Genomic DNA, 26,306 nt, shown 5'->3' with positions numbered 1-26,306 from the left:
ACCATGACCCGCTCATTACGCATCTTCTACATCGCCCTGTTCCTGGTGACCCTGCTGGTCCTGGGCCTGTGGTCGACGCGCAGCTTCTTCGGTTTCAGCACCAATGCCGATGCGACGGTGCTCAACGGCCGCTGGACCAAGGCTGTCGAAACCCACTACGACGACGAGTTCCCGATCAAGCGCCTGGGCACCAACCTCTGGGCCGCGCTGGATTTCAAACTGTTCAACGAAGGTCGTCCGGGCGTCGTGCTCGGTCGCGACCAGTGGCTGTACAGCGATGAAGAATTCAACCCGATCGTCAACGAAGAGTTGAACCTGCAAGGCAACTACGCGCTGGTCGAAGGCGTGCGCCAGGAACTGAAAAACAAAGGCGTGAAACTGGTGATGGCGATCGTGCCGGCCAAGACCCGCCTGTATCCGGAACACCTGGGTGACGTGAAGCCTTCGAGCATTCACGCGAATCTGTATGAAGACTTCCACGCTCGCGTGGCGGCCAACAAGATCCTCGCCCCCGACCTGTACGGCCCGCTGTTGAAGGCCAAGCTCGACGGTCAACAAGTGTTCCTGCGCACCGACACCCACTGGACCCCGGAAGGCGCACAAATCGCCGCCCAGACCCTGGCCAGCACCATCGCCGAGAAAACCCCGCTCAGCGGCGAACCTCAGCGCTTCGTCACCGAGCCGGCAGAGAAAGTGACCCACAAGGGTGACCTGCGCCTGTTCCTGCCGCTGGATCCGCTGTTCGAAAACCTGATGCCGGCGACCGAGCCATTGCAGAAGCGCAACACCGTGGCGGCCGACGATCAGGCGGGCGGCGATGACGCCTTGTTCGCCAACACCGAAGTACCGGTGGCCCTGATCGGCACCAGCTACAGCGCCAACCCGAACTGGAACTTCGTCGGCGCGCTGAAAGAAGCGCTGCACAGCGACGTGGTCAATTACGCCGAAGACGGCCACGGCCCGATCCTGCCGATGCTCAGCTACCTGAAAAGCGATGCCTTCAAGAACAGCCCGCCACAGGTGCTGATCTGGGAGTTTCCTGAACGTTATCTGCCTGTGAACAACGAAATTGGCGACGCCGACCCGCAGTGGGTCGCAGAGCTCAAAGAAGCCGGCGCCCGCCAACAAAACGTAGCTGTAAACACTAAATCCGAGACGCCCGACCGGGCGCAAAACTGAAAGAGAGAGGTACTACCATGACTTTCACTACTACTCCTCGTCGTCTCGCCAAGACCTTTGCTTTGGCCGCGACCTTCAGCGTCCTTTCCATGAACGCCTTCGCCGCCGGTGATTCGGCCCTGTACGGTCCGACTGCGCCTAAAGGCTCGACTTTCGTACGGGTCTACAACGCCGGCAATGCCGAAGTCAGCGCCACCGTCGGCAGCACCAACCTGAGCGACGTCGCGCCGCTGTCCAGCACCGACTTCAGCTTTATGCCGGGCGGCGACTACAGCGCCAAGGTCGGCAGCCAGTCCCTGCCGGTGAAACTGGCCGGTGATCACTATTACACCCTGGTCAACAACGCCAGCGGCGCGCCGCAACTGATCGAAGAGCCGCCGTTCAAGAACAAGCAGAAGTCCCTGGTTCGCGTACAGAACCTGAGCGACAAGGCATTGACCCTGAAAACCGCTGACGGCAAGACCGAAGTCGTACCGTCCGTCGCCGCCAAGGGCCGCGGCGAGCGCGAAATCAACCCGGTAAAAGTCAGCCTGGCGCTATACGATGGTGCAACGAAAGTCGGCGATGTGAAGCCGGTTGCCCTGGAACGCGGCGAAGCAGCGGTGCTGTACGTCACCGGCAACGGCAGCAGCCTGTCGCCAGTCTGGGTCAAACGCCCGGTATCGACGCGCTAATCAATTTTCCGGACTGCTGATAGCCCACGGACTCGCTGAAAAAACGCGATCCCCTGTAGGAGCTGGCTTGCCGGCGATGGCGTCCTCAAGGGCCCCATCGCCAGCAAGCTGGCTCCTACAGAGAGCAAGGGCAGTCCGGACACGGAACAAAAACAAGAGTGAAACGACACAGCGTTCGTAGCTCTAACCAAACGATTTTCAAGGAGTAACAACATGATTCCGGTGATCTTGTCAGGTGGTAGCGGCTCACGTCTTTGGCCGCTTTCCCGTAAGCAGTTCCCTAAACAATTCCTCGCCCTGACCGGCGAACACACGCTGTTCCAGCAAACCCTGGAGCGCCTGGTGTTCGAAGGCATGGACACCCCGATCGTGGTCTGCAACAAAGACCACCGGTTCATCGTCAACGAGCAACTGACCAGCCGCAAGCTGGACACCCAGCGCATCCTGATGGAGCCGTTCGGTCGCAACACCGCACCGGCTGTGGCCCTGACCGCGATGATGCTGGTCAACGAAGGCCGTGACGAGCTGATGCTGGTGCTGCCGGCCGACCACGTGCTGGAAGACCAGAAAGCCCTGCAACGCGCCCTGGCCCTGGCCACCGTCGCCGCCGAAAACGGCGAAATGGTGCTGTTCGGCGTACCGGCGACCAAACCGGAAACCGGCTACGGCTACATCAAGTCGGCCAATGACTCGCTGCTGCCGGAAGGCGTCAGCCGCGTCTCGCACTTCGTCGAAAAACCGGACGTGAAACGCGCCACCGAATACGTCCAGTCCGGCGGTTACTTCTGGAACAGCGGCATGTTCCTGTTCCGTGCCAGCCGCTTCCTCGAAGAGCTGAAAAAGCACGATCCGGACATCTACGACACCTGCCTGCTGACCCTCGAGCGCAGCGAACAGGACGCCGACACCGTCACCATCGACGAAGCCACCTTCGCCTGCTGCCCGGACAACTCTATCGACTACTCCGTCATGGAAAAAACCCAGCGCGCCTGCGTCGTACCGCTGACCGCCGGCTGGAGCGATGTCGGTTGCTGGTCGTCGCTGTGGGAAGTGAACGAGAAAGACGCCAACGGTAACGTCACCAAAGGCGACGTGGTCATTCAGGACAGCAAGAACTGCATGATCCACGGCAACGGCAAACTGGTGTCGGTGATCGGCCTGGAAAACATCGTGGTCGTCGAAACCAAGGACGCCATGATGATCGCGCACAAGGACAAGGTCCAAGGCGTGAAACAGATGGTCAACACCCTGAACGAGCAGGGCCGCAGCGAAACCCAGAACCACTGCGAAGTCTATCGTCCGTGGGGCTCCTACGACTCGGTGGACATGGGCGGTCGCTTCCAGGTCAAGCACATCTCGGTCAAACCGGGCGCGTGCCTGTCGCTGCAAATGCACCACCACCGCGCCGAACACTGGATCGTGGTCAGCGGCACCGCCGAAGTGACTTGCGACGAGAACGTGTTCCTGCTGTGTGAAAACCAGTCGACCTACATTCCGATCGCGTCGGTCCACCGCTTGCGCAACCCGGGCAAGATTCCACTCGAGATCATCGAGGTGCAATCGGGCAGCTATCTGGGTGAAGACGATATCGAGCGGTTTGAAGATATCTATGGTCGGTCTACGCCGATCGAGCGTGGCGTGTCGGTGAAAACCATCGCGCAGTAAGCGTTCAGCACGATAAAAGAAGCCCCCGTCCAGTTCGCTGCGTTCCCTATCCGCAGCGGGTTGGGTGGGGGCTTTTTTCTGCACTGGGAAATTTATTATTTAGCTTACTCACGCCAGATAACTTCTGTAGTGCGCCATACGCTCACCGAGGTAGGTATCAGGGAGAAGATGACTTCCTCTCTGGTGCCCTTTGCTATTCACATAATCCACCCCTAAATAACTGTTTTCTCTCGAGTACATTTGGACATACGTTTTAGGTTTTTTTTGTATCCACTCAAAAAACTGACGATCCTCGTCGTTTGACTTATCCAAAACAGGGAAACGCATTTCAGCGTTTTGCACCAGGGAAGCGCCGTCGATGGCGTATTTTGGATCCGCGTTTGCACCTGCATATTCATATATCGGGCCTATTCCAAACTGCCCATGATTTGCTGTATGAGCCAAAGGAAAAAAAGGCCAAGCGTCCGCGATAACCAGTTCACTTCTTGGTGTACCACGAGGATCGCCAATGACGACAAATGTATGATCTACGTCATAAGTGGTGCCGACCCGAAAAACGGGCCCTTTTGTCTCAGTGCTTGCCAGCAAATGAAAATTGACAGAGGCGTGCTCACCACAATTGCCTACAGCGTTTTTTTGTATCTCAGGTATAGAAACAACAGGACCAGACCGAACCACCCCCAATATAGAATTCAGGTCCTCACCAGCACGCCACAAGTCGAGCCTTTGATTTTCAGCACCTTTATATATTATTGCCTTCGTAATCAAGTTAGAAAGATGGGCATCACCAAGACTTATAAAAATCTCATCCGAAACTTCCACAAGCTTAGAGGCTTCCTTTCTTGGATCAGGATACCTGGCTGGATTTCTGCTCGGCCTGGACCATTCGCCTTCTATACCCAGAATGTTTGCCTGAGAGTCACTTAAATCACCAATATCAATTCGCCCCAACCCTTGAACATCCTTGAACGACACCGGATTCCCTTTCACGAACGCAAAGACATTCGGCCCATCCTGCATTCCCGCCGGATCTGGATTCAACCAGCGCTGCCAACCCGCCAAGTAATACCTGAGTCCATAGTAATAGAACCCCGTTGCATCCTGCTCTTTGCCCGAATAGCGTACCGTTTTGTAGCTGACCTGCACCGCTTCGCCGCTCGACCACGCGGTGCCGCCGAAGGGGTAATACCGCTCCTGACTAATGATCTTCGCGTGCTGATCCAACTCCAGCGTGCTTGAGCCCAAGTGATCCGTCAGGCTGAAACGCTGTTGGTTGTTGGCTATCCCTTCCGGCTTGCAGGCGACCCAATGCAACACCCGCACACTACCGCGTCCGGTCGCCACGTCGATCACATGCAGTACCTCGCCCGTGCCGCTGTGGGTGCGGATTTCCAGGGCGGGCAAATACAGGGTTTCGATGATGTTGGTTTGCGCGTTGGTTTGCAGCGCGCGGACTTTGCGCACCCGCATGCCGTCGGCGCCGTACTCGTAGCGTTCGAAGTCATCAGGGCCCGAGTCGCGTTGAACGGGGCGAACCTCTTTCAACTGGTTGCGCACATCCCAATCCAGCGTTTGTCCCGGCTGCAGCCTGAGCAGATTGCCGTTGGCGTCGAAGTTGTTACGAAAATCTTCTTCTGTCGGCTCGATGCCCTCGCGCACCGGCAGGCATCGATTGCTGTGCGTAGCGGCGACCAGCCGATGGCCGTGGTTTTGCGGGCCAACGTGGGTCAGTTCCAGCAGGTTGTTGCCAGCGTCATAGCGGTAGGTCTGGCGGTAGTTGCCGGGCATCTCGGGATCCGTCGTCATCAATGAAGCCGGGCCGTAGTTGACTGAACCGGCCTCCCAACCCGTAGCCTCGATCAGCCGGTAGAGCGTGTCGTACCAATAATGACTGACCGGCGCGACCCGCTGATTGGCAAAGTAGCGAACCGGCAACGCCGCGTCTTCGATGCCCGACACATTGCCGACCGGGTCGTAGGCATAACGCAGATCCTGCAACGGATCATTCTGGCCCAGTCGGGACACCAACCTTTTCAGGCGTCCGTCTTCTTCCGTGTATTCGAGGCTGGTGGTCACGCCGTTGCCGGCGACTTCCTGCTGTACCTGACCGTGGGGGGTGTAGCGGATGGCATTGACCATCGGCAGCCAGTCAGGCGTGTCGCTCAGGCGCAAATCCACGGCACGCAACTGGCCGTCGAGGGTTTGGCTGAAGCGTTGTTGGTTGCCTTGGGCATCAGTCCGGGACAGCAGATCGCCAAGCGCATTAAAGCGTGAGCGGGTGGTGAAACCGGGCGATGGCTCATCTGCAAAGCGTCGTTGCTGCTCAAGTACTGCGCCGGTGAATGCATACTCATTGAACAACAACGATCCCGGCAGATCCTCGTGACAAATCAGCCGGCCGCATTGATTGTGATCGGCGAACGCCGCCTCACTGGCCGCGTAACTCAGACACTCGGCGCGAATCGCTACGCCTTGCGCGGCGTGCTCGAACAACTCGGTCAATCGCAGCTGCGGGTCGTAATGCATCCAGCGTTGCGAACCGCGGCCATCCCAACTGTGAACGGGTTGACCGGCTTCACCAAACAGACTCAAACGCGTCCCCGAATCCGCGCTGATCGCGCACAACACGTTGCCGCTCAGACTGTAGACCGTGCTCAGATTGGCGGGTGCTGATGCGTCCAGAAACAACCGCGGATCCCGCTGGGCGATCATGCGTCCGACGGGATCATAGGTGGTGTGGTTGATTCGCGCCTCCACGAGCTCCGTGATTGCACTGCGGTAATAGCCGATTGAGCACACCGCCAGGTTGCGCGGCTCGATAACGGTCAACCGCGGCGTATGTGCATGAATGCCAGGATTCAATGGCGTGTCCTGGCACCGTGGCCCTTGGGGAGCGAGGGCTGACTGATCGGCCTCGGTGGTTGGCGCTGCTCGTTCATAACGAACCTCCCTCACGCTGGGCCGTGTAACTCATATGCACAATGACGTCGTTGAGGGATTCGAGCATGGCCTTCTGGGCCTCAGGATTGGGGAAGGTCAGGGTCCAGGTCGAAACGGCTCCGGTATATTCGAACGGCAGGTAACGTTCATCCTGAAAGTTGAGCTGGAACTGGCCGGTATCATCGATGCCAGAAGAGAGGGCGATCTGTTGAAGGGGCCGCAGGTTTTGCTTGGTATTACCCATGGTGGCCGACATCTCGATCTTACTGGAGCGCTGGATCAGGACGGCGCAGATGTCTTGATAGGGCCCAACCAAGGCAGGCAGGGAAACGCTGATGGTTTTGATCCGTCGCATGTAGTGATTCTGGGCCGCGTAGTCGTCATCGAACATTGTTTGCGTCAGCTCGAAGTCACAGGAGCCCTTAGTCGTCAGAGCTGCTTTCATTCCTTCCTCGCCCTCCCAGGGCTTGTTGATCGTCGAGGCTGGGTCCTTGGCTTTCAACGCCTTCAGCGATACGGTTTTGCGGATTTCCACGTCCCGAGCGTTGGCTTTCAGGTACTCGAAGTGCATCTGCTGCAGGCTCGTTTTCAGCTCCTCTCCAGCGCCGAGACCGCGATAGGTGCTGTTCCACGCCCCGGGACGGATAAAGGTCCGGCTGAAATTACCCCTTTCAAATTGCCAACAGGCTTCGGCAGCCTGGCACAGCGATAACGCAGTGGTGTAGGCGGTGGAATAGAAACTGGCAAACTTGCTGTTAAGCCAGTCATAGGTCTGGGACTTGCTGAAGCGGTTGCTGCTCAGCAGAAAATCATGGGTAGCCTTGGCCTGGTTCAGCGCAGTTTTCGCCTGGCGCAGTTGCAATTGAGTGGCGGTATGTTGTGCTTCAAAGACGGCCAGTTGTGCCTTGATTTGTTCGGCTTCGAGTTTTGCCTGATCACGAGCCTGGGTCCACTCCTGAGTGCGGCGACGGTATTGTTCATAGAGTCCGATGACTTCGCCTGCACCATGGGAAGCCGCGGCCCCTGCTTGCAAAAGATGTATGGGGGCGTTGAACGTACCTTCGAGGCGATAACCACCGGTCACCATTCCGTACATGTTCGGTGGGACCTTGGCGACTTCGCCGGCGAATCCCAGTGCGCCCATTCCGATTTCCATCAGGCGGCCATTCAAATGCAAAGCGCCCGCGGCTTTTTCTCCGGGACTTACTCCATCGTTCACCAACTTCTCGTAGTAACTGACCCGGCCTGAGATCAGGGCCTGACTGGCCTGCAGCGCTTCTCTGTTTTTTTCGTCGATCATCCCGACTTGTACTTGTATATCCACCGCCACTTTCGCCAAGTTCCAGGCTTGCTGCTGTTGCAACTCCAGGTATTGCGCCTGCTCTTTGCGCTCGATCAATGACAACAGGGTCGAGCCGAACTGGATCACGCTTTCCACCGCATTCTGCGCAAGTGCGAACATGAAGCTGAAGCGGTAATGAGGAATCTGCGGACTCAACAGACGGCTCAGCGCAGCGCCGGATACACCCTGCCCCCAGGCAGCAAGCAGCGCGCGCGGGTCCAATGGCGTGGCGAACAATGGCAGGTTCATCGCATTGCCGGCGATGTCGAGGTTATGCCGAAGGTTGTAAAGGCGGCTTTCAGCCCTGTCCCAACGCTGGATCAATTCGGAGTTGAAGGGGCGGCGTAAATAAGGGTTGTCAACGCTCGGCAAGAAGGGGTCTTCGCTGTAAGGCCGCAAGCACAACAGCGGTGCCACCTCAGAGTCAGGGGCTTTGCCAATACGCAATGACGGGTGATCCCGCTCGTGCTGCTGAGCCGCGATCAAGGCCTGCTCAAACTCGCGCAGCTCTTCATTTTTGGCAGAGCTCAGATCTTTCAGACGGGTCGACGTCCAGTCGTCCACTTGCCGGACATCCGGACGCCGACCCAGCAAATCGAGGATATGCACATAACGGAGCTTGGCCTCTGCCAAGCCGTCCGGTGTCTGTTCCCCATAGGCCCGGTCGGCCTGATCACCCTCGATGTCGATATAGAGGCCATACAAGGCTTTGCGAAAATGCACCGTAAAACCAAGCGCAATCTGATGCGGATCATCCGGGTACAAAACAGCCTGGCTCGGGTCCACGGAACCAGGCCACACGGGTGACTCCAACGGCACCGCCTGCCAATAGCCGGGATGACCGGGGTCACTGCTTTGGCGTGCAGGATCGAACAAAAAGGCCAGCCACTTTTTCGCCTCATCGTACTGTTGTTCTTCTTTCAAACGATGAGCCACCAACCATGGCAGGTACAGGAACAGCTCGAGGAAATACAGGTAGTACGCGCCCGAAAAATCCATCGCCTCCGCACCGAGACCGTTGGGGATGGGCGGCTCTGTCCGCCGCGTCTGGGTTTCCCATCTCAGCAGGGGTTCCATGCCACTCTCGGCGAGCTGGATCAGCTCCCTGGCGAAGACGGTGTTCATGCGGATGGGTGCCCGGGGCAAACTGTCCGCTTTCACCGGTTGCGGACCATCGGTCCAATGGATGCTTGACCCCGTAAAATCGATGAAGTGGGCTCTGCCCAAGGACGGGCTTTCCCCCAGGTTCGGATCTGCCAGACTATTGATGCTCGGAGCAATTTGTGGCTCCGCGTCGAGTACCTCTCCCCAACTGACGGTCAGAGCCTTGAGAGCTCCGCCCTTGAGCTCCCAGCGTGGAGGAAAAGACGCAATTTGCATGTCATAGATCAACACGCCATAAATTAGCGGTATTTTGACCTTCTCCATTTCCTCAGGCCAATCCACTGGCCAGCCATCGGCCTGATGGGTGGTCTGGTCAATCGAGAGCGAGAGTTTCAGCGTCGAATCCTTGGGTAAATTACCGACGATCTCGGACACCTGGAGCGTGCGCATACCCCCGAATGTTGATGGCTGCAAATCGGTTTGAACATCTACGGGGTGAGCAACAAAGAGCCGATAACCGCGAACCGACTGCTTATCGAATCCCTCCTCCAGTCTCACTGTCAGTTCGATATTGGAGCTGACTCGGTCGTAAACGAGATCGGTATCTTTTTGACTCGTCTTGATCCGCGACTGCCAACCGCCGAAGTCCCAGGTGTTCTTTTCGTCTTTAGGGGCGTGGTGAGACACAGCACCGAACTCAGGAGTACCCGTGGGCAGCCAGTATTGAAGACGGCCGGCGTTTTTGTTGGCATTGGCAAACAGATAGCCGATCAACAACACATGTGCTCTGCTCGACTCGTCATCCATTGCCGTGGTGGTTGCCGGTTCGATATTGGGTACGACACCGAATGAAGGGAACAGCGACGTCACAAGGAAGTTCTTGTCGATGCGCACGGTTCTCAGAAAGTCGTAATGGTCCTTGTCACCCGTAGGATCCGACTCACCGGGCTGGTAGTTGGAATACAGCATGAGGATCATCGACTCGGGCGACGTCGAGTGGTCATACACTGCGATGGTCTGGGTTTCCCGTTCGATCTCTTCCGGCGTCTTTGCGATCAGGCCAGGTGTCTGGCAGTAGCTTTCGATGTAGACCCGAGGCGTGCTCCAGCTGTCATCGTATTTCTTGTAGCTGGCATACAAACGAAACCGCGGATGCGCCTTTACAGTGTTCTGAGCTTTACCCCCCGATACCTCTGGCGCAATTGCACTCGGGTCCTCGTATTCCACCTCGGCCCAGGTCACGAACAGACGATTATTGAACCAGCACAGGCGAATCGTGTGCTCCAGGGCTTTTTCCGAAATCGACACGTTGGCCCTCTTCCAGTCCGACCAGGCATTGGGCAGGGGCTTGTCGAACTTGTCCGGATAAGCGTCGGAGGTCTTCGCAGGAGATTTTACCGGGCGTTGGCGCATGTCCAGTGAACGCCAGTAATAGGCATTTTCGGCGGGAGATTTGCCGATGAAGTAATAGGTGCTGTTAGCGAACTCATCACCGTCGATGTAGCCGTTGCAAGGACTGAGGTTAGCGATTTCTTCGAAGCGGGCGAGGTACGCCAGCACCGCAGCCTGCACGGTATCGGGCTGGATTCGCGCCTGATTGATGTCGTTTTCCAGCTGCTCGAAACTGTCTGTCTTGGTCAGGCGCAGGGTCGGGTCGAGGTAGATGTCCGGAAAATGATGCAACTGCTGCCTGGCCGCCCAGATCGGGTAGCGGTTCAGGCCGTCGAGCCAGGCGTTGGTTTGCCCGGGCGTGAGGCTATCGTCGTGGTAACCGGGTTCCATGTTCAGCATCATGCCGTTGACCAACTGCTGCAGGCTGGCAATGGCGCAGGCCACCGGGCTGGTCGGAACGTTCTGGGTGACCAGTACATCCAGTAACCAGAATTCATAGAGGTCGTCGGCGGTCTTGATCCGGTCGGCCAGATCCTGTTCGATCAGGTACGGATCGTTGGGTACGGCTTCGTGCAAAAACAGTGCGAGCATCGCATCACGCAATGACTCATTCAGCGGAGCATCGAAGGCAGTCGTCATGATCGTTCCTTAAACATTCGCAATTGATGAATCAGAGGCCGGGCTGGTGGCCATGACTGCATCGCCAACGGTTTTCCAGGCATCCAGTGGGCTTGAGTCATGCAATTCGGTAGCTTGCAGCAGCGACCTTGCGGACAGCCCGCTGGCGTAACAGGTCGCCTGGCAACGGCGTATCCAGTCCACCTGCGCCATCGAACAGGCGCGCTTTTCGGTCAAAGTGTCTGCGAGGATTGCGACCTCTTCTTCTTTCCACTCGAGCAGCCTGGCCAGCGCGCCGTTAGCCGTTTCGCTGACGATCTTGCGCAGGGTCTTGTTCTTCAGCTTGGCTTTGCTCGGATTGGCGAGACTGAAGTAGCTCAACAGGCTGTCTTCCGATTGGCGCTGGGAGTGGAACCAATGGCTGAAGCGTTCAAACAGATAGAGATCGGAAAGCGAGGGTTCGCTGTCGCTTCCAGTGTATTGTCTGGCACCCAGCCAGTCGGGGTTCACCAGGAATACCCGTAACGCTTTATTACTCAAACGCAAACTCTGGGCGCTTTCTGCATGCCGCGATATACGCTGGAAATGTTCGATCAGCTCAGGGGTTGTTAGTACCCCAAGCGCTTCCTTGACGACGCCATAGACCGTTGAATGAGCCCAGTGGATGACCGCAACACAGCGCTCCGGCGGTAGCTTGGCGGTTTCCTGGAACAGCCCTTCGAGCAACTGAGTTTGTCGGTTGTGCGCATCCAGTAGCAGCTCGAGAAGTTTTTCCTTGCAGGTCAGTTTGACCGAGTCTGCCAGCTCGAGAAATTCGAGCAGCTCGTCAAGCTCGGTACCGAGCCAGGTAGTCGGCTCGTCCACCAGACTCAAGGGCTTATCAAGTCCTGGCAGCAGGCCGTCCTTATCGAGCAGGTCGCGACTGATCAGCAACTCGAACCATTTGATCGGTTTGACGGGCGCATCATCGTCCTTGTCCGGTAGACCCAACGCAGCAACCTGAAGCTCCGTGACCACGTTACGCATGACGTCTTCATGTAACCTGGCCAGGCGATTGAGCAGTTCATCGGGCAAGGGTTCTTCGGGTGCAAGCACTTTTGTTTTTTGCTGGCCCTTCCCCCCACGAGCAGGTGAACGCCCTGCCAAGGGGACATTCGGCCCCAGCCGCTGCTGCAATTGTTTCACGGTCTGTTGACTGTCCTTGAGCCAGTCGACAGCCCAGTCCAGTTGCATCAGCACATCGAGGATGTCCGGGGTGGCAGCCGCTGTTCGCGGACTTAGCCGGCCGCTGGCCAGCGCCGTCTTGTAGCGCAGACCACCCAACAGGTTTGCCAGTGTCAGGAGCTCGGCGACCGTCAGTCCGAAGAGCTGCGCGATCCGGGCCTGGCGGTAGATCGACGAGACGGTAGCCAGGTCACGCTTGAGTGCTTTCAAGTGTTTTTCGGTCTGCCTGGCAATCAACAGCAAGGAGTCTTCCGTGGGTTGCAAACCCAGCCCGGCGCACAGCTGCAACAGGGTTTTCTGCGTAGCGGCATCGGTGGCGTTCAGGCTGATTGACGTTTGATCAAGGATCAACGGCGTGTCGAACAGTTGCACCCGGTTGAACACCTGGTCGAACAACGGCACCGTATCCTTACCGCTGGCATAAGGCGTGAGGTCTCCCATCAGCGCGGCGAACTCCAGCGGATCAATGCCATGGCGCTGGTTCAGGTGACGATAGACCCCCAGTGCGCGCAGCGTGTTTTCGTTGAGCTCCAGCCTCAGGTTCGCGTCGCCCTCAGCCCGAATCGCGCAGATAAGCACAGTGTCCAGCTTCGGAAATGGGATGCCGGTCCAACGCTGCAGGCGGATCATTCGTTGCAAACGATCAAGGCGATCGAGCGATGTCTTGGTCAGGCGCCAGTACTTCGCCCCTTCCTGACCGACCTCCTCCAATCCCATGGCGTTATCGAACAGATCGCGGATAACGGACGCCGGATCGGGTTCGCTTACGCTATCGTTCAGGTCCGCGCCAGTGCCGGTGCCGTTGACGTAGCAGGCACCGTAGTGAGAGGCATGGGGAAACGGCAGCACCTTGCCGGAAGTACCAGGGACTACCACGCCAGCATGCTGCAGGTTTTTGCTTGGGCAGTTGGGTGACAATCGCACCGCGTACGTGCGTCGGGAAAGGAGCATTTCGACCTGTTCAGCGTTCAGGCCAGTAAGCTGCATAAACTCGGTCAGGCTGGTCATAGGCCCGAGTGATGAATCGTCTGTTACTTCAATGCCGTAAGACTGTTTAAAAAAGGCTTGCTCCGATGCCGTCAAGCTGTAGTGCTCGTCGAGCGTGAGCGTGAAGCGCTGCGTGACCAGACTTACCGGGACTGCAACGGTACCAGTGGCGGTGATCAAGTCGAGCGTGGCGGCATAACCGGCCTCGGCGGGCTCCGGGAGCGCTGCATTGGCCTTGATGTATGAGGTGGTGGTTGCCGCTGACGGGCTGTGCAAAGCATTGAGCGCCCATTTGCTGGTGTTGCCAGGCGTGGCGGAATTCAAGGCCAGCGTTGCGACTTCGGTTTGCTCTCCCTTGCGAAAAGTGATCGGGGCAAGGTTTGCCCCTGCTCGTGCTCGTGCTCGTGCTTGTGCTTGTGCAGCAACGGGTTTGTCCGCCGCGGGGACCACAGCACCGACGTCCGCCTGCCCCAATGGCAGCAAAAAACAGGTTCCCAAGGGGATGTGCGGGCAAAGGTAAGTGCTTCCGGCACTCATCCAGCCGTCGGTCAAATCACTGCGTGTCAGGTAAAAATTGCTGAACACCGGCGGCTCGATCAGTAACGCCTGTTGCTGCGGGCTTAGCCCTGACAACAGCCGCTGCGCTTGCAGCACCGGTTTTTGCACTGCGCCGTAGTGGTTAGTGGCAGCCTGCTCAATCGGCAGCAACAGGCTGGCGCGGTAATTCAACTCCCCCAGACCTGGTTTTTTCGCGGATAAACCCAGCTGGCATTGATGGTGGTAGAAGTTATAGGGCAATTCGAAAGGATAGCGACGCTCCGCAAGTACCTGGTGAGTGGACTTTGGCTTGTCTGCCGGGATGCCATCCAGGTAAGTGCGCAAATGACTGCTCAGCACATCATTGACAATGTCCAGCATCGGCCTGGGGGTGAAGGTGCTTTCACGAGTAATCAGCAGGTCCTTCAAGTCGGGGCGGCGCTTATCCAGCAGGATGCGTTTCGGGTCGGTGCTCGTTGCTTCCAGTTGCTGGATAAACACGTGGAGCGCGCTCAGATAAGCCACCGGTGAGTCGATGGCCGCAATAGCCCCGACCTTGCAGAACTCGTCCCAGTTTTCCTCGAACAAATGGGTAAAAGTGGGGCCCCCGGACACGAGGGAGCGAACACCGCTGCGTTGAGCCAATTGCTGGAAGGTGCCGGAAGACGTCTTGTGCTCACGGTACAACCGCGCAATCAGCGCCGCATACGCCATGGCATTGTCGTAAGCCAGTTCGGCATCGGCATCACTGTGCCTTGCAAGTTGCCGAGCGAAGGCGGGTTTGGGCAAGCGAATGATGTCAAAGACCGAGGTAAACCCCATTTTCTGCATAGCCTTCTCGAAACCGACCCGGCCTTTTTTCCGCGGTCCATCCGCCTGCACGAGCGCATTCATCAGGGAGTTGTTTTCGTCGGCCATATCAATGCTTCTCCTGCCAATTAGGGCGGGCATTGATGGGGTGCCCGGCAGGATCAAGCTAGCGATATTCGGGCACGGTGTAACCTGTCAGATCTGACAGGTAAGCAGAGTTCCTCTAGAACAAATTCGTTCTGAGTACGCCGTTTTTATTGCGAAACTTCAAGGAAGGAGACTTCTGAAAGTGCCCGCTAAAATCCACTGACCGCTACGGTGGGAGGCAGACTCAACGGGACTACCATTCGTCCAACCTGTCAGATCTGACAGGTGATTGTGAGGTTGGGAGAGGGTTAGAAGGAGCGCTACGACAACAGGCTGTAAAGCCAGCTCAGGAGCGCTGACCCATGACTGATGAAGCGGACGACCCCTCAAGCCCCCTTTGGTTAGACCCAATTATCGAGAATCCAAAAAACGGAGATTATATACCCACCGGGAATTTTACTGTGCGGGCTTTTGCGACGCTGCCAGGGGCTACATCAAAGTGGCAGCTTGAATTTTATGGGGGGAGTTACAATCCTCATTACCAGATCGACAGCATTAACCCTGTATACATTTACAAAGTACCGCCTGCGCAACTCAACCCAGGGGATACTATCAACCTCAGGCTTCGCTATAAAAAATTAGAAATCTGGAGCGGCTGGAGCGAAGTAACCAATTTGAAAGTGGTCGGGCCCAAACCTCCACCGCCCGTAATTCTTGATCCTCAGACGAACTCCTATCATCTGGCCAATTTGCGGGTCCACGGGACCTGCGAGGCGGGGGCGTCGATTGCAGTGCAGAACTCGGACGGTACCCCGTTTCCACCCGTTACAGTGCACGTGAATGGGACCGCATGGCATTTCTTCTACCCTTGGTTGCCCGGCCCCAAGCACATCAAAGTGGTGCAGGAAGTCGCCGGGCAGACGTCGGATGCCAGTGCTGTGCGAGCGTTTTACATCAATCTAGCGAAACCGGAAATTACAAACCCCGGAGTCGTAAGGACACAACAACCAGTAATAAGCGGGACAGGTGTTGCTGACGCCACTGTCAAACTGTACGAACACGGTGTCGGCACTCTACTTTTCGCAACGACAACCGTGACGACCAAAGACACGTGGTCAGTCCCGCTGACAGCATCTTTGTGGATGGCCGACCCCTTCAACATGACGGCTTCGCAGACATTGAACGATGTGACATCCGACTGGGCAGACCACGTTAGCTTTGCGGTCCTGTTCAAGCCGTTAATTTCCACCATCACCGTTTCTGCCGATGGGAAACCCACCATCAGCGGGGCAGGTGGGCTTAAGGACGCCAGAGTTGAAATCTGGTTGCAGGGTGGACACGGCGGCGTCCGGTTGCACACAACCGTCCTATCGGATGGAAGTTGGTCAGTCACCGACCCGGAAGCGTGGCCGGTCGACAAGTACATCATCACTGCAAAACAGATCGGCAACGTCACCAAGCAGGAATCCGATTGGGCGGAACACAAAGAGTTCACGGTCAAACCGCGCGAACCCGAGATCACCGAACCGGAGGAGAAGACCACTCATCCGGCCAATGTCCGGGTCACAGGAACCTGCATGGAAAGGGCGACGGTTGCCATCCAGAATTCGGATGGCTCCCCGCTTCCGAATGTAACCGTCAGCGTTAACGGGGCCACTTGGCATTTCGATTACCCTTGGACTGCCGGCACCAAGCACATCAAAGCGGTGCAGACGGTCAACGGGCAGACGTCAGCCGCCAGTGCTTTGCGACAGTTTTACATCAAGCCCCCTGCCCCCGAGATTACCGAACCTGCGGAGAAAACCACTCATCCGGCCAATGTCCGGGTCACAGGAACCTGCATGGAGAGGGCGACGGTTGCCATCCAGAATTCGGATGGCTCCCCGCTTCCGAATGTAACCGTCAGCGTTAACGGGGCCACTTGGCATTTCGATTACCCTTGGACTCCCGGCACCAAGCACATCAAAGCGGTGCAGACGGTCAACGGGCAGACGTCGGATGCCAGTGCTGTGCGACTGTTTTACATCGAGCCTTCTAGCCCCGAGATCACCGAACCGGAGGAGAATGCCACTCATCCGGCCAATGTCCGGGTCAAAGGGACCTGCATGTCGGAGGCGACGGTTGCCATCCAGAATTGGGACGGTTCGCCGCTTCCGAATGTGACCGTCAGCGTATACCGAACAGAATGGTATTTCGATTACCCTTGGACTCCCGGCACCAAGCACATCAAAGCGGTGCAAACGGTCAACGGGCAGACGTCTGCCGCCAGCATTACGCGACTGTTTCACATCGAGCAAGCGAAACCGCCAAAACCGGTAATTACAAACCCAGGGGTCATACGGACACCACTACCAGTAATAGCAGGAACAGGTGAGCCTAGGGCAATAGTCACCCTAAAGTCGCCCCCGACGTTTCTTATTTACGGTACTGCTTATGTAAATAGCAAACGATCATGGAGCGCTACACTTACAAGACCTTTGCCGATGACTGAGCAATTCACTCTATCAGGCTCACAAAGGTTAGATGACGTTGAATCCGGCTCGGCGAATAACGTCACCTTTGCGGTCTTGTTCAAGCCGGAGATAACCGAGATCACCGTTTCTGCCGACGGGAAACCTACCATCAGCGGGACAGGTGGGCTTAAGGACGCCAGAGTTGAAATCTGGTTGCAGGGTGGAGACGGTGGCGTCCAGTTGCAAACGACCGTTATCTCGGATGGGAGCTGGTCAGTAGCCGCTACAGCAGCGTGGCCGATCAAGAAGCACACCATCACTGCAAAACAGATCGGAAAGATCACCGGAAAGGAATCCGACTGGGCAGTTCCCAAAGAGTTAACGGTGAAACCAACGACGCCGGCCATCACCCCACCGCTCAATCCAGCCCAGCCGAGAGAGCCGCTGACCATTACCAATGTATCGGTCGGCACCGTCACCCTGGAAATGTTCGATCAATTGGGCAACAAAATCCCGGGAACCTTCACCAGCAGCGACCAGACCTGCACCTTCACACCGGCGGCAGACTGGCCGCCGGGCTCCAACACGGTCTACGTCGTGGTAACCGTGAACGACGTCGACTCCGACCCAAGCGATGATTGCACCTTCTTCGTGGGAGCCGAAAAGCCTGAGGCACCGCAATTCGAATCGCCAATGGAAGGTTCCAGAACCTCCAGTCGTCCACTCATCAGGGTCAACGGCCTTTCTCTTGCGCAGATAACTGTGCGGCTTAAGGACGCAGAGACCTTGCACTCGGATGCCGCAGACGCCGATGGCGTCCTGGAGTTCAAGGTCGAAAAACCCCTGACGCCTGGCACCATTGCCCTTGAAGTAAAACAGAAGGGTGACGGGCCAGAATCTGACTGGAGTGAGCTTCATCAATTCACGGTAGAAGAAGCGCCGCAAACACCCGAGATCGTAGCACCTCGGAATGGCAGTTCTACCCCTCGCAACCCCATGATCAGAGGCATAGGTGAAACCCGTGGTCAGATTCTTCTGCGCCATGAGAATGACCCAGAGAATCTGATTGACACCATCGATGGCGAATTGAAATGGCGTTGGATTGCCAAGGAGTGCTGGGACCTTGGCACATACACCATTCAGGCGCAGCAGACAGACGAAGGCGACAGTTCTGCATGGACAGAGCCCCGCACGTTTGAAGTGATCGATTCCCGCTACGGGATCGGTGACGCCGGCCCTGTGCTCAGCCAGCCAGTGGCGGGCACCGGGCAGAGTGTGCGGTTGCTCCTTCAGGTGGTTTACGGTGACACCAACAATCCGGCCGAGGAGGTGGAGGTTGAGTGGCGTATCAAAGGCGAGCCGAACTACATCGCAAGGACCAAGTCCGACCCAGAGGGTTGGGCCCATCTTCTCTATACCTCAGACACTCCCGGAACAATTGAAGTGCAGGCCGATATCACACTCGAAAACCAGGGTGTCGTCATGAGAGAAACCTTCAAGGTGACCGTCTTGGCGCAAGACGACTGGGAACCGGCGGCTGAGCTTTATCTAAATAATAAACAGGTTGATCTGGTCGAAGGCGATCTCATTTTAATGGCAGACAAAACCAATGAACTGGAACTCAGGATCAAGAGTAACAGTGTGTTGATTGGTTCCGACGTCACGTTACAAGACCTGAGTGGAGCGGTGGAAGCGGGTCTGGAATCTACCCCGGACCTGGGAGCGCCGCAGAGGGTAGAAGAAGGGAAAACACTGCGTTGGTCCATTTCTTTCAAGGAAGCGAAAGACAGCATTTTTGGATTGAAACTAACTAGCCCTGCACTGCATGTCCGGTATTTGCCGTGCCGGGCGGAATCGGGGAGCCTAGCTAACGACCTGTATGTTGATTTTGATAACTTCACGAAGACGTTCGGAGGCGGTCCTGCGTATCCCTGCCTCGGTAAGGAGCACGTTTTGACCTTACAGCCCACGCCCCACAGCCGTTTACTTAACAAACAGGTGCAACTGAAACTGAGCCCGGAAGCTGCAGACCTCGGAGTCACCATCAGCCCGGGGTCCCCTAGAGTGCTGACTGACTTAAGACAGCCGTGGACTATCAACTGTGTCAACAGCAGTCAAACAGGCAACTTTGGCGTACGGTTGGAGGTAATGGGGTGGGACATGAGTTCCCTGGATTTGCCAATGTATCTGGCACATAACAAGGTAGAAATAGCTGAAACCTCGGGGCCTACCCAGTCGGAGTGGGGTTACTGGACGTATGGAATTAAAGCAATCTCCTCGTTCACGAAGCAGCCAGCAGTTGGCGTACCCGTGAAAGTTGTAATTGCCGGTAAAGAATCCATTCAACGTACGGATTACAACGGCTGGTTACTTGTCCAATACCGCGAGGGCCCTGTAAAAATGTCCATCGTCAACGCTTACGATGGAAGCATTGTCGAACCATCGTGACGCTTCCCCACGCACTTAACGCCCTTTCTCGTTAGAGAAGGGGCGTTTCTCTCTCTGCCTGCTATAACCCCCGCGAGCGCATCCCCAAAGCCGCCCATCGCCAAATCCCTCTGCGCTTAGGTAGGATGCTCGCATCCCATCCCGAGGTTATGCGACATGTTCATCGGCGTCCTGCTGGTCATCACCTGGCTGATCCTGTTGCTGCGTTACCCGGCCAAGGCCCTGCCTGTTTCGGTCGCAGCCGCCATCGGCCTGGGCCTGGTGGCCACCTGGGTGATCTGGATGGACAACCGCGAGGTCAAGCAACTGGCGCGCCTGGAGCTGCGCATCACCTACGCCCCGGAGCACTGCCCGGCGGATCGCCCGCTGCAATTGAAAATGAACAACGGCAACGACGTGCCGCTGACCGAACTGCGTTGGCGCATTGCCGCCTACGCGCCGGGCGATACGGTCAACCTCGCCGACAATCAGTACACCGCCCCGCGTTATCGCGGCCCCGGCGAATTGCAGGCGGGCGCCAATTGGGAAGATTGCTTGCCACTGCCGCCGCTGCGTCCCGGTTATCGCCCGCAAACCCTGGAGTTTCGCGCCGAGCGTTTGCAGGGTAGTTTCTCCGACTGATCCCTTTTCTCTCTTCTGCACAAGGACCGCGCCATGCCCGTTGCTTTGATTACCGGATGTTCCAGCGGCATTGGCCGCGCCCTGGCCGATGCCTTCAAAACGGCCGGTTACACGGTCTGGGCCAGCGCCCGCAAGGCTGAAGACGTGGCGGTTCTAAAGGCGGCGGGTTTCACCGCGGTGCAGCTGGACGTCAACGACGGCGCAGCCCTCGAACAGTTGAGCGAGCAGATCAATCAGCAGCACGGCGGCCTCGACGTGCTGATCAATAACGCCGGTTACGGTGCGATGGGACCGTTGCTCGACGGCGGGGTGCCGGCCATGCAGCGGCAGTTCGAGACCAATGTGTTTGCCATTGTCGGCGTGACGCGCGCGCTGTTCCCGGTGTTGCGCCGGGCCAAAGGTCTGGTGGTGAATATCGGCAGTGTGTCCGGGGTGCTGGTCACGCCGTTCGCCGGTGCGTATTGCGCCTCCAAAGCGGCGGTGCACGCCCTGAGTGATGCGTTGCGTATGGAACTGGCGCCGTTTGGCGTGCGGGTCATGGAAGTGCAACCGGGCGCCATCGCGAGCAGTTTTGCCAAGAATGCCGGGGCGGAAGCCGAGCAGTTGATCAGCGAGCAGTCGCCGTGGTTTCCGTTGCGTGAAGGCATTCGGGCGCGGGCCAAGGCGTCCCAGGACAACCCGACCCCGGCCAGTGAATTTGCCGCTGGTTTGCTCAAGGCTGCGCAACACAGTAAAACGCCGCGGCTGATTCGTCTGGGCAATGGCAGCCGGGCGTTGCCGTTGCTGGCGGGGTTGCTGCCTAAAGGCCTGCTGGAGTCGGGGTTGATGAAGCGGTTCGGGTTGCGGGGGCAGCTCTAAACCGCGTCGCCCCCATCGCGAGCAGGCTCACTCCCACATTCGATTGCATTTCTCCCTGAGGAAACTCGGTCAAGTGTGGGAGCGAGCCTGCTCGCGATGGTCGTCAACAATAACGCGTGTAACCTGAATGGACGCGTTGCCCGGACGTTTTTCGCGAGCAGGCTCGCTCCTACAGGGTGGGCTGCCTGACCACAACGGTGCAGGTAATTCCCGCCGCCAACAGCACGCCCTCGGGCACTTCATCAATGTGAATCCGCACCGGCACCCGCTGGGCCAGGCGCACCCAGTTGAAGGTCGGGTTCACATCAGCGATCAGCTCGCGGCTCTCCGGATTGTCGCGGTCGTAGATCCCGCGAGAAATACTCTCCACGTGGCCCTTCAGCACCTCCCCGCTCATCAACTGCATGTCGGCCTTATCGCCCACCCGCACGTGCGGCAGTTTGGTTTCTTCGAAGAAGCCGTAGACCCAGAATGAGTTCATGTCGACCACGGCCATTTTCGCTTCGCCGATGCGCGCGTAGTCACCGCGATGCACGTTGAGGTTGGTCACGTAACCGTCCACCGCCGCGCGCACTTCGGTGCGTTTGAGGTTTAGCTCGGCGGCTTCGAGTTGCGCCTGGGCGTGCTGGTAATCGGCGAGGGCCGAGTCGGCGATGTTGCTGGCGTCGTCGCGGTTTTCCTTGGAGATCACCAGGGCATCCATGTCGGCGCGACGATGGGCGTTGACCTTGCGCATCTCCCACGTCGACTTGCGTGAGGCGACCAGCGCTTGCGCCTGCTTGACCGCGATGCGGTAGTGCTCGGGGTCGATCTGCATCAGCAAATCGCCCTTCTTCACCTGTTGGTTGTCGCGCACCGGCACGTTGATGACTTCACCGGTGACGTCGGCGGCGACGTTGATGATGTCGGCGCGCACCCGGCCGTCGCGGGTCCACGGGGTGTCCATGTAATGCACCCACAGGGTCCGGCCGATCCATATCGCCAGCGCCAGCACCAGCAGGGTCGCGAGCAGGCTGAAAAGCTTTTTCATCAGGACATTCTCAACGGTAGACAGTCAGCGCCAGCGCGCCGAACAGACAGGTAAACAGGCTCAGGCGCAGCAGCGCCGGGTGCCAGAAAAAACGGTACAGGTCGAACCCGGACAGGAACCGGTCCAGCGCCCAGGCCAGCGCCGCGGCGATGAAAAACATCAGCGTCATGGTGGGCATGTACACGCCGTGGAAGGCGATTTCACGAGGCATGTGCAAGTCCTTGAGGCGCCGTGTTCATGTAGGCGGCGAGCGGTGATTGCGGGTCGAGCAGCGAGGTGCGGATGAAGTGCAGGTAGCTCTTCACCCGACGCAATGCCGAGGTGTCGAAGTGTGGGGCGAAGGGTTCGTCGGTGGCTTGCACGCGGCTGATCGCATGGTCCACCGCGATCAGCGCGCGCTCCAGATTGCTCTGGCTCGGTTGCAGGAACAGGCGCACCAGCGAGCGGCCCATCACGCGGATGGCCTGGCGCCACGGCTGCGATTCGGCATAAGCCGGATGCACCGGCAAGGTCGCTTGTTCCTTGCGCAACTCGATGATCGCGTGGCCGACTTCCAGCACCACGAACATCCAGCGCAACAAGTCCCGTTGCACTTGCGGCTGACCGGCGGCGAGGCCGTAGGCCTGATGCAGCAAGTCCCGCGTACGGCTTTCGAAACTCGAGGCCAGGCCCTTGAGTTTGCCGCTGATCGCGTACACCACTTGCCCGCGCAGGTCCTGCTCCAGCCGACGCCACAACCAACGGCTGTTCGGCGGCAGGATGATTGCGCCCGCCGCGGCGCACACCAGCATGCCGAGCACCATGGCGATGTAGTCGTTGATGAAGCCGTACGGGTTGTAGACGGTGAGGTTGTCCGGCACCGAGCCCGTGCTGAAGAAGATCAGCAAGCCGAGACCCACACCGGCGTATTGCGGGCGCGAGGTCAGGAACGAGCCGAGCACGATCACCGGCGCAAGCATCACGCACAGCAACGGGAAGCCGTCGATCCAGGGGAAGATGAAAAACATCTCGACGAAGCCGATCAGCGCCCCGAGGAACGTGCCGCAGGCCATCTGAAAGGCCATGCGTTTCGGGTTCGGTGTCGCGGCTGAAAGGCCTACGGTGGCGGCGGCAATCAACGTCATCATCGCCCCGCTCGGCCATGCGGTGGCGACCCAGTAACTGCCCAGCACCACGAGAATGAAGGCCGCGCGAATCCCGGAAGCCGCCGATGCCATCCAGTTGGTTTGCGGGGTGAACGGCTCGTCCCATTGCTCGCGCTCATGGCTGTGATCGGCCAGGGACGCGTGGGTCTGCGCGTAGCCGTGCAGGTCGTCGACGAAGCGGTAGAGCAATTCGTAAGCGGTATGGAAATCGAGCTGCTCGGCGTCGCTCGGGTCGCTCTCCTGAAAGGTCGCCCGCAAGCGGCGAACCCTTGCGGGCAGCCCTTCTTTGTAGGCGCTCAGCGCGCTGGCCAGACGAGCCGCGTCAGGGCTGGTCAACGCGCGGCCACTGAAACCGTCGAGCACTTCGGCGAGGTCTTGCAGGCCCGGCTTGATCGCCGCCACCACGTGATCGGCGCCGCTGCTGCGCAAGCGTTCGAGCAACTGATGCAAGGCGTTGAAACGCGTGGTGACGCCCATGAATTCGCTGTTCAGGCGGCTCAACCGGCCGTTGCGCCGACGCATGTGCGGGTCTTCGAACACGGTGACGCTGCGCAGCCCTTCCAGGCCCACGGCTTCGGCGATGAAGCGCACGTTGCTTGCCTCGAACGCATCCCGCTTGCTACGACCGCGCAAGCCATCGGTGACGAACAGCGCGAACACACCGAAGCGCTGGTACAAGGCGTTGCGCATCGCCGCGCTGGCGGTTTGCGGCAGGATCGCGGCGCTGACCAGCGTGGAGCAGAGAATCCCCAGGGAGATTTCCAGTACCCGCCACACTGCCGCCATGAACGCGCCGTCCGGATGCGCCAGGGCCGGCAAGCCGACCATCGCCGCGGTGTAGCCGGCCAGCACAAAACCATAGGCGCGGAAGTTGCGATAACGCGCGGCACCGGCCGAGCAGATGCCGACCCAGATCGCCAGCGCACCGAGGAACAGTTCAGTGTTTTGCGCGAACAGGGCTATCAGCGCGACCATCACCGCCGAGCCGGTCAGCGTGCCCAGGAAGCGGTAGAAACTCTTGGCGAACACCTGGCCGCTTTGCGGCTGCATGACGATGAACACGGTGATCATCGCCGTGCGCGGTTGCGGCAGTTCCAGGCGCATGGCCAGCCACAGGGTCAGGAACGCGGCGAACAGCACCTTGAAGATGTAGACCCAGGTCACGCCATCGCTGCGTGCCCAGTCGAAGAACCCACGGCGCCATTCAAGGGAATACAGCCAGCGCAACGGTGCGGGCAAGGGAGTCATGGAATCCTGCTCATGGAAGTTCGGTTAACACACAGAACCTGTAGGAGCGAGCCTGCTCGCGATGGCGACTTCACATTCAACATTGATGTCAGCTGACACACCGCTATCGCGAGCAGGCTCGCTCCTACAGGGTTTGTGTTCAATTCGAGAGGCTCTGCAGAAGCGCCGGGGTTTTCGGGGCGGCGGTCTGGCTGTCTTTTGGCACATCGTCACCCGCCCCGAGCCCGCCACCGAGGGCCGTCACCAGTTCGGCGTGGGCACTGAGGCGCGCGGCCTGAACCTGCTGCTGCACCTGCTGCTGCTTGAACAACAAGGTCTGTGCGTTAAGCACGTTCAGGTAGTCGGTGAGCCCGCGCTGGTAGGCGATCATCGCGATGTCGTAGGTCTTCTGCGCCGTGGCGACGGACTCGGCGGCGAAGGTTTGCTGCTTGTCCATGGACTCGCGGCGGATCAACTGGTCGGAGATGTTCTTCAACGCATTGACCAGCGTCTGGTTGTACCTGGCCACGGCGATGTCATAACCGGCGGAGGCTTCACCCAGCTCGGCACGCAGGCGTCCACCGTCGAAGATCGGCAAGGAGATCGCCGGACCGACGTTGTAGTTGAGCTTTTTGCCGGTCAGGAATTCCAGTGCCCCGCCGCCGGTGGCCATGTAGCCGAGGCTGCCGACCAGGTCGACGTTGGGATAGAAACCGGCGTGGGCCACATCGATGCCCCGCGCCTGCGCCGCCACTTGCCAGCGACTGGCAACCACGTCCGGACGCTGGCCGAGCAGTTGCGCCGGCAACGACGACGGCAGTTTCAGCGGAGCGCCCAGCACCAGTGTCGGCCGTTGCAACTGCGCGCCATCGCCCGGGCCTTTGCCTGCGAGAGCCGCGAGTTGGTTGCGGCTCAGGGCGATTTCTTCATCGAGGGCGTCGAGCTGGCGGTGAGTTTCCGGCAGTGGCGTTTCGGCCTGGCTGACTTCGAAATGGGTGCCGATGCCGTGGTCGAGACGCTTTTGCGCCAGGTCGAGAATCTGCTGCTGCTGTTTCAGGGTCGCGGCGACGATGTCCCGCTGCGCGTAGTGCAGCGAGAGTTCGATGTAGGCGCGCACGATGTTGTTCTGCAATTCGAGCTGGGCCAGGCGTGCTTCAGCGGCGCTCATGTGCGCCATGTCCACGGCGCGCTCGGTGGCGTTGCTTTCGCGGCCCCAGAGGTCGAGGGCGTAGCTGAAGCCCAGCGCGGCGTTGTTGTCCCAGGTCGTCGCGTTGGCCAGATCGCCCGGCCCGTAGAATTGGTCGGTAGGCCAGTTGTGCCGTTTGAGGGTGGATTCGCCGTTGATCTGCAGCGACTCCGCGGACTCGGCAATGCCGGCCATGGATTTGGCCTGACGCACCCGCGCGGCCGCCATCGCCATAGTCGGGCTGCCTTGCAGCGCGAGGTCGATCCAGCGGTTCAGTTGCGGGTCGCCGTAGGCTTGCCACCATTGCGCGGTGGGCCAATGGGCGTCCTGCGCGGCGCTCTGGATGGCGTCGTCGGTGGCCAGTGAATCGGCCTCCAGTGCCTTGCCTTGCGGGGCAATGCCGGCGGTTCCGATGCAGCCGCTGATTGCCAGGGTTAAAGCCAAAACACTGAGCGTCTGAAGCGCTCTGTTGATGCGACGCGGCACTGCTGCGATTTCCTGAAATAGGGGAAGCACAAAATTTTTGGGGAACGGTCACCGCGCCCCTTGTGGGAGCGAGCCTGCTCGCGATGGCGTTGGATCAGGCAACGTCAATGTTGACCATGACGGCCCCTTCGCGAGCAGGCTCGCTCCCACAAGGTTTGATGTTTCAGCGGTGGCGTAATTCTAGAGAGCGGGTTAGATGGCGATAAGCTGGGAATCCTGTGAATCTTTGTTACCGTTCACGCGATAATCCCTTTGTCGGGGTCTCAGACTCTGAAACTTCGTGTCACAATTTG

The 26,306-nt window shown here is 58.5% G+C and carries 13 protein-coding genes; 6 read left to right on the top strand and 7 right to left on the bottom strand.

The window, feature by feature from the left end; translation table 11 throughout:
- Positions 1-3: 3 nt before the first annotated feature.
- The 3 genes from ACF6ZU_RS17495 to ACF6ZU_RS17485 all read left to right on the top strand — a co-directional run bounded on the left by ACF6ZU_RS17495 (position 4) and on the right by ACF6ZU_RS17485 (position 3,518).
- Positions 4-1,179: an alginate O-acetyltransferase gene (locus ACF6ZU_RS17495; RefSeq protein WP_392885465.1), complete on the top strand. Its 1,176-nt coding sequence runs from the start codon at positions 4-6 to the stop codon at positions 1,177-1,179.
- A 17-nt stretch (positions 1,180-1,196) separates the two neighbouring features.
- A complete protein-coding gene (locus ACF6ZU_RS17490) occupies positions 1,197-1,853 on the top strand; it encodes an alginate O-acetyltransferase AlgF (protein WP_392885464.1) in 657 nt (218 codons plus the stop codon).
- A gap of 213 nt (positions 1,854-2,066) precedes the next feature.
- On the top strand, positions 2,067-3,518 hold the full coding sequence (locus ACF6ZU_RS17485) for a mannose-1-phosphate guanylyltransferase/mannose-6-phosphate isomerase (RefSeq protein ID WP_392885462.1): 1,452 nt from the start codon (positions 2,067-2,069) through the stop codon (positions 3,516-3,518).
- A 108-nt stretch (positions 3,519-3,626) separates the two neighbouring features.
- Here ACF6ZU_RS17485 and ACF6ZU_RS17480 read toward each other — a convergent pair whose 3' ends face one another.
- From ACF6ZU_RS17480 to ACF6ZU_RS17470, 3 genes are all read right to left on the bottom strand, one after another.
- Entirely contained in the window at positions 3,627-6,380 is a 2,754-nt protein-coding gene (locus tag ACF6ZU_RS17480; RefSeq protein WP_392885460.1) for an RHS repeat domain-containing protein, read from the bottom strand.
- Between the two features lie 73 nt (positions 6,381-6,453).
- Positions 6,454-10,935 (bottom strand): neuraminidase-like domain-containing protein, encoded by a 4,482-nt coding sequence (locus ACF6ZU_RS17475; protein ID WP_392885458.1) that lies wholly within the window; start codon positions 10,933-10,935, stop codon positions 6,454-6,456.
- A 9-nt stretch (positions 10,936-10,944) separates the two neighbouring features.
- A complete protein-coding gene (locus tag ACF6ZU_RS17470; protein WP_392885456.1) occupies positions 10,945-14,580 on the bottom strand; it encodes a Tc toxin subunit A in 3,636 nt (1,211 codons plus the stop codon).
- A gap of 341 nt (positions 14,581-14,921) precedes the next feature.
- Between ACF6ZU_RS17470 and ACF6ZU_RS17465 the strand changes: the two genes are divergently transcribed.
- The 3 genes from ACF6ZU_RS17465 to ACF6ZU_RS17455 all read left to right on the top strand — a co-directional run bounded on the left by ACF6ZU_RS17465 (position 14,922) and on the right by ACF6ZU_RS17455 (position 20,939).
- On the top strand, positions 14,922-19,460 hold the full coding sequence (locus tag ACF6ZU_RS17465) for a hypothetical protein (RefSeq protein ID WP_392885455.1): 4,539 nt from the start codon (positions 14,922-14,924) through the stop codon (positions 19,458-19,460).
- Between the two features lie 156 nt (positions 19,461-19,616).
- Positions 19,617-20,081 carry a multidrug transporter gene (locus tag ACF6ZU_RS17460; RefSeq protein ID WP_392885453.1) on the top strand — a complete coding sequence of 155 codons (465 nt, stop codon included), beginning with the start codon at positions 19,617-19,619 and terminating at the stop codon, positions 20,079-20,081.
- 33 nt (positions 20,082-20,114) lie between these two features.
- The gene (locus ACF6ZU_RS17455; RefSeq protein WP_392885451.1) at positions 20,115-20,939 is read left to right on the top strand and encodes an SDR family oxidoreductase; all 825 of its coding nucleotides are present in this window, start codon (positions 20,115-20,117) and stop codon (positions 20,937-20,939) included.
- A gap of 169 nt (positions 20,940-21,108) precedes the next feature.
- Here the strand turns inward: ACF6ZU_RS17455 and ACF6ZU_RS17450 are convergent, their stop codons facing one another.
- From ACF6ZU_RS17450 to ACF6ZU_RS17435, 4 genes are all read right to left on the bottom strand, one after another.
- Positions 21,109-21,969, bottom strand: coding sequence for an efflux RND transporter periplasmic adaptor subunit (locus ACF6ZU_RS17450; protein WP_392885449.1), 861 nt, complete (start codon positions 21,967-21,969; stop codon positions 21,109-21,111).
- Between the two features lie 10 nt (positions 21,970-21,979).
- On the bottom strand, positions 21,980-22,180 hold the full coding sequence (locus tag ACF6ZU_RS17445; protein ID WP_007896379.1) for a DUF1656 domain-containing protein: 201 nt from the start codon (positions 22,178-22,180) through the stop codon (positions 21,980-21,982).
- The gene (locus ACF6ZU_RS17440) at positions 22,170-24,362 is read right to left on the bottom strand and encodes an FUSC family protein (protein ID WP_392885445.1); all 2,193 of its coding nucleotides are present in this window, start codon (positions 24,360-24,362) and stop codon (positions 22,170-22,172) included. The genes ACF6ZU_RS17445 and ACF6ZU_RS17440 overlap by 11 nt, the downstream gene beginning before the upstream one ends.
- A 139-nt stretch (positions 24,363-24,501) precedes the next feature.
- Positions 24,502-26,013: an efflux transporter outer membrane subunit gene (locus ACF6ZU_RS17435; protein ID WP_392885443.1), complete on the bottom strand. Its 1,512-nt coding sequence runs from the start codon at positions 26,011-26,013 to the stop codon at positions 24,502-24,504.
- Between the last annotated feature and the right edge of the window lie 293 nt (positions 26,014-26,306).

Origin of the sequence: Pseudomonas migulae, from assembly GCF_043225285.1 — a bacterium.
GTDB classification, from domain to species: Bacteria; Pseudomonadota; Gammaproteobacteria; order Pseudomonadales; family Pseudomonadaceae; genus Aquipseudomonas; species Aquipseudomonas migulae_C.
The sequence above is the reverse complement of the archived record's forward strand: the minus strand, read 5'-3'. Positions and strand labels throughout refer to the sequence as shown.

Bases quoted from the DNA above. Each gene is read 5' to 3' on its own strand.
- ACF6ZU_RS17495 (WP_392885465.1), top strand. From the start codon at position 4: ATGACCCGCTCATTACGCATCTTCTACATCGCCCTGTTCCTGGTGACC.
- ACF6ZU_RS17490 (WP_392885464.1), top strand. From the start codon at position 1,197: ATGACTTTCACTACTACTCCTCGTCGTCTCGCCAAGACCTTTGCTTTG.
- ACF6ZU_RS17485 (WP_392885462.1), top strand. From the start codon at position 2,067: ATGATTCCGGTGATCTTGTCAGGTGGTAGCGGCTCACGTCTTTGGCCG.
- ACF6ZU_RS17475 (WP_392885458.1), bottom strand. From the start codon at position 10,935: ATGACGACTGCCTTCGATGCTCCGCTGAATGAGTCATTGCGTGATGCG.
- ACF6ZU_RS17470 (WP_392885456.1), bottom strand. From the start codon at position 14,580: ATGGCCGACGAAAACAACTCCCTGATGAATGCGCTCGTGCAGGCGGAT.
- ACF6ZU_RS17465 (WP_392885455.1), top strand. From the start codon at position 14,922: ATGACTGATGAAGCGGACGACCCCTCAAGCCCCCTTTGGTTAGACCCA.
- ACF6ZU_RS17460 (WP_392885453.1), top strand. From the start codon at position 19,617: ATGTTCATCGGCGTCCTGCTGGTCATCACCTGGCTGATCCTGTTGCTG.
- ACF6ZU_RS17455 (WP_392885451.1), top strand. From the start codon at position 20,115: ATGCCCGTTGCTTTGATTACCGGATGTTCCAGCGGCATTGGCCGCGCC.
- ACF6ZU_RS17450 (WP_392885449.1), bottom strand. From the start codon at position 21,969: ATGAAAAAGCTTTTCAGCCTGCTCGCGACCCTGCTGGTGCTGGCGCTG.
- ACF6ZU_RS17445 (WP_007896379.1), bottom strand. From the start codon at position 22,180: ATGCCTCGTGAAATCGCCTTCCACGGCGTGTACATGCCCACCATGACG.
- ACF6ZU_RS17440 (WP_392885445.1), bottom strand. From the start codon at position 24,362: ATGACTCCCTTGCCCGCACCGTTGCGCTGGCTGTATTCCCTTGAATGG.